This window comes from Streptomyces sp. NPDC044064, assembly GCF_056434245.1.
On the sequence record NZ_JBWKFN010000071.1, the window covers coordinates 1 to 4,578 of the forward strand.

Annotated in this window: 4 protein-coding genes; 2 read left to right on the top strand and 2 right to left on the bottom strand. The window is 68.9% G+C overall.

Features of this window, described 5'->3' with window-relative positions:
• Window positions 1-398, bottom strand: a 398-nt coding sequence (locus tag AC07DS_RS46195) for a transposase (RefSeq protein ID WP_479154726.1), incomplete at its 3' end; no start/stop codon positions are given.
• 80 nt (window positions 399-478) lie between these two features.
• Here AC07DS_RS46195 and AC07DS_RS46200 point away from each other — a divergent pair.
• Entirely contained in the window at window positions 479-1,552 is a 1,074-nt protein-coding gene (locus tag AC07DS_RS46200) for a tyrosine-type recombinase/integrase (RefSeq protein ID WP_479154727.1), read from the top strand.
• Window positions 1,549-3,870, top strand: a complete 2,322-nt coding sequence (locus AC07DS_RS46205; protein ID WP_479154728.1) for a tyrosine-type recombinase/integrase — start codon at window positions 1,549-1,551, stop codon at window positions 3,868-3,870. Before AC07DS_RS46200 ends, AC07DS_RS46205 begins: the two co-directional genes overlap by 4 nt.
• Window positions 3,871-3,873: 3 nt before the next feature.
• Here the strand turns inward: AC07DS_RS46205 and AC07DS_RS46210 are convergent, their stop codons facing one another.
• Window positions 3,874-4,386, bottom strand: coding sequence for a hypothetical protein (locus tag AC07DS_RS46210; RefSeq protein WP_479154729.1), 513 nt, complete (start codon window positions 4,384-4,386; stop codon window positions 3,874-3,876).
• Between the last annotated feature and the right edge of the window lie 192 nt (window positions 4,387-4,578).

The following is a 4,578-nucleotide window of genomic DNA, read 5'->3' on the forward strand; positions in this document are numbered from 1 at the left end:
ACGAGTCCGAGGTGCTGGGCAGCCCAGTCCTGGAGGTGGCCGCGGTAGCCGCTGTCGGCCCAGATCAAAGAAAGCCGCGGCAGGCGACTCCTTGCCGCGGGCAGCAGGATGCGGGCGGCGTCCCGGTCGGTCGTGGACGCCGGCGTGACCAGCACGTCCAGCAGGAGTCCGACGGTGTCGGTGAGCAGGTGCCGCTTGCGTCCGTTGATCTTCTTCCCGGCGTCGTAACCTCGTGAAGCCAAGGAAACGGTGGCGTCCGCCTTCACCGACTGTGAGTCCACGACCGCCGCACTCGCCTCCTCCTCACGGCCCTCAGTCCGGCGGACGGCTGCCCGCAGCCGGTCGTGCAGCTCGTCCACCAGGCCCGCATCCCGCCAGCGGGCGAAGAAGGCATACACCCGCGGCCTATCAGTTACGTGGAATCACAGGCCGCAGGATGGATCTCGTATCCTGCGGCCTCCCCACGGGCTGAGGAGGCGTGTTGGGCAACACGGTGGTGCTGGAGGAGAAGTGGCCGGTCCTGGGCCGGCATGAACGGGCGGCTGAGTGGCTGCGGGTCTGGACGGACCTGGGTCGGGCACCGCGGACGATCGACGCCTACGCCCGGGGCCTGGCCGAGTACCTGCTGATCTGCGAGCGGGACGGCGTCGACCCGGCGACCGCGGGCCGGCTGCACGTGGCCGCGTTCGTGAAGGATCTGTCCACGCGGCCGAGCCAGCGGGGAGCCAACGTGGTCGCAATGGACTCCGGGGCGGGTCTGGCGAACGCGACACTGCAGCAGCGGCTGGTGCCGGTGCGGCTGTTCTACGACTACCTGATCGAGGAGGGGCTGAGGGAGTCGAACCCGGTCGGCCGCGGCCGCTACACACCCGGTCGGAAGTTCGGGAGCCACGAGCGCGGTTTGGTGCCGCGCCTGGTGAAGTTGCCCTGGATCCCCAGCGAACAGCAGTGGCTCGACCTGCTGGACGTCATGCGCCGAGAGCCGGTACGGAACCGGGTGATGCTCGCCCTGGCCTACGACGCCGCATTGCGGCGCGAGGAGCTGTGCTCGCTGCGGACTGACGACTTCGATCCGGCCCACCGGACGCTCCGGATCAGGGCGGAGACGACGAAGACCCAACGCGAGCGCGTGGTTCCCTACTCCGCGCCGACCGGCGTTCTGCTGTCCGGCTACCTCGCGCACCGAGCCACGATCAGCCGGGCCCGCGGCCCGCTGTTCCTGTCGGAGTCGCACCGCAACCACGGGCAGCCGCTGAGCCTGTGGACCTGGTCGAAGGTTATCCGCCGCGTCGCGCTGGCCGCCGATCTGCCGCGCTTCTCCACCCACACCACCCGGCACCTCTGCCTGACCGACCTGGCCCGAATGGGCTGGGAACTGCACGCCATCGCGACGTTCGCCGGGCATCGCAACACCGACTCGACCATGACCTACATTTATCTGTCGGGCCGGGACCTCGCAGAGAAGCTGAACCGCGGCATGCAGCAGATCCACTCCTGGCGAATCGACATGCTCACCCGCGCCGGCCACCCGGGCGGGGTGAAAGGCCAGTGACCGCGACGACCACGCCGGCCGCGTCGGACAACGGTCGGCCTGCCCCGTGGGCCTGGCCGGTCGACCTCGCCCGCTACGACCGGCGAGCCCTCCTGACCGGCACCGAAGTGCAAGCGCTCAAGACCCTGGAGATCGAGCAGGTCAGGCACCTTGGTCTCACGTCGCAGGCGGCTCCCGCCCGGCTCGTCGAACCGCTGGCACACGCCCGAGACTGCCTCCACTGGACACCGGGCACGGGCCACCAGAGACGGTTCGCCCGGGACGCGGCCGGCCTCGTCCTGGTCCGCTGCGGCGACCTCGGCCGCACCTACTGGGGCTGGTCGGACGAGGACTGGGCTGGCTTGATCAACCGGTCTGGGGCCGAGTTCCGGCGTCTGTGGGGTGGCCAGATCGGCCCCAATGCCCGCCCGTTCCTGATCGCCTACGCCTACCTCATCAGCGGCTTCACCGCGTTCGAGCAGGTCGGACGCTTCCAGCGGCCCACGCTCGCCCGCCGTGTCTTCGGCGAGGCCGCGGTCGACGACGCCGTCGGGAAGGTCCTGACGGTCCTGGGCGACTGGGGCTACCAGCGAGGCCCGGACCGCCTCACCTCGGCCATCTGCCAGATCCTGCTGCTGAACCGCAGTCCCCGGCTGGGGGACCTGTCCAGCTCGGCACTGGCAGCGATTCGCGAGACGCCGTCCATGCAGGAGAGCCAGTGGACCAGCGACCTCCACGGGATCCACCGCGCCCTTGCCGCTCTCGGCCACGCCGAGCCGCCACCGCGTCCCCGGCACGGCCCCGGGCCCACGACGATCAAGGGCGCCCCGAGCAGCTGGACAGACTGGGTCGAGCGCTGGCACGCGACCTCGACGCTGACGCCGAAGGTCCGCGCCAGCTACCGAAGCGTCCTCGCGAAGGTCGGACGGTGGCTGGCCGCTGAGCATCCCGAGGTCACGGCACCGGAGCATTGGACCCGCCAGACCTGCGCGTCCTGGGTCGCGGCGGTTGACCGCATGACGGTCGGCGACTTCTCCCAGTGGACCGCGGGCATGCGGTCCCAGGGCCGGATCGGCAAGCCGCTCACCCCGGAGGCAAAGTCCGGATACCTGAAGGTGCCCCGCGCGTTCTTCCGCGACCTGCACGAATGGGAGTGGATCCCGCAACGCTTCAACCCTGCCCACGCGCTGAGGACTCCTCGCAGTGTCCGAGCCCTCATGGGTCCGGATCCCCGGGTGATCGCGGATGACATCTGGGCGAAGCTGTTGTGGGCCGGGCTGAACGTCGAGAGTGGTGACTTGCCAACTGCGGACGGCCGCACCTACCCGGCCGAGCTGATCCGGGCCATCACGCTGACCTGGCTGTTCGCCGGACAACGCAGCGACGAGATCGCCCGACTCCGGGTCGGCTGCATTCGCTGGCAGAACGACGGCCTGCCCATCCCCGGTGACTCCAGCGAGGTCCTGGCCCGTGACGCCGTATGCCTGCTCGACGTGCCCACCCACAAGACCGGCACCGCGTTCACCAAGCCTGTCGACCCGCTGCTGGGGCAGGCGATCGAGGCCTGGCAGGCGGTCCGACCTGACCAGCCCGCCATCCTCGACCCGAAGACCAACGAGCGTGCGGACTTCCTCTTCACCTTCCGCGCGCGCAGGGTCTCCAAGCACTACATCAACACGGCGATCATCCCGATGCTCTGCAGCAAGGCTGGCGTCCCCACCGCCGATGTCCGCGGCAACATCACCAGCCACCGGGCCCGCTCCACCATCGCCAGCCAGCTCTACAACGCCAAGGAGCCCATGACCCTGTTCGAGCTCCAGGAGTGGCTCGGACACCGGACGCCCGAAGCCACGGCCCACTACGCGAAGATCACCCCGAACACGCTGGCCAGGGCCTACAACGACGCCGGCTACTTCGCCCGCAACGTCCGCACCGTCGAAGTACTCGTCGACCGTGACGCTGTCGCCTCCGGGGCCGCCGCGAACGGCGAGCCCTGGCAGTACTACGACCTCGGCCACGGCTGGTGCACCTACACCTTCTTCGAGCAGTGCCAGCACCGCATGGCCTGCGCACGCTGCGACTTCTACACACCGAAGGCGTCCAGCAAGGGCCAACTCCTGGAGGCCAAGGAGAACCTGCAGAAGATGCTCGCGGCCATCCCTCTGACGGACGACGAACGAGCCGCGGTGGACAACGGCCAAGCCGCCCTTGACCAGCTACTGGAGCGACTCGCCGACGTCCCTACTCCGGCCGGGCCGACTCCCCGGCAGATCGGGATCCCCGCTCAGGCCACCCTGCTGCCGGTCATTGAGATCAACCGGAAACCGACAGGGCAGTAGCACTCATCGGCCCAGCCGGTGCCGAACGCAGTCCGGCTGGGCCCCACCGACCTCGATGCGGTTCTCGTCGAGTCCGTTGACGATCCGCAGACAGCCCCCAGCGAAGGCAAACTCCACCGCCACCGTTCCAGCCGCCAGGTCACGGCCTGCTGGCCACCACTCAAGGAGCGCGACCTCGCGCAGTTCCTGGCCGACGAACGGTTCGAGGCGCTCATCGCGCTGAGACCACTGGGGCGTCAGCTCGAACCACTCCCACCCGGCGATGTCTGCCCCGGTGTCGATCGTGTCCCAGCCGATCGAGAGCTCGTCGAGCTTCCAGTGGCAGACCTCCACCTGGATGCCGTCGAACTCCAACACCACTGGGCAGTCGGCGAACCAGTCCCCGTCCTCGGCGAAACGCACCATGGCGAACCCCGTCAACCGCCTACCGGCGAGCGTCGCCAGACGTGATCCGTGCGCCTGTCGAACCGCCTCGAGCCCGACCAGGAAGGACGGCTCGAAACCAGAGATCCCCATGTCCACAGCCTGAGTCTCTCGGCCTTCTGCCTAATCGGCCAACACATATCGACCAGCGGGATCCTCCGAGCCACTTGACGGATCGGATTCCACAGAAAGGGCGGGAAGTCGCAGGGCATCGCCCGCCACTTGATGCCGTTGTCGACGAGGTAGCGCACCGCGTCGATCATCTGCCGGTGGCAGTAACCCTCC

What these genes read in the sequence shown, in the direction of transcription:
- AC07DS_RS46210 (WP_479154729.1), bottom strand. Translation starts at nt 4,386, where the DNA reads ATGGGGATCTCTGGTTTCGAGCCGTCCTTCCTGGTCGGGCTCGAGGCG.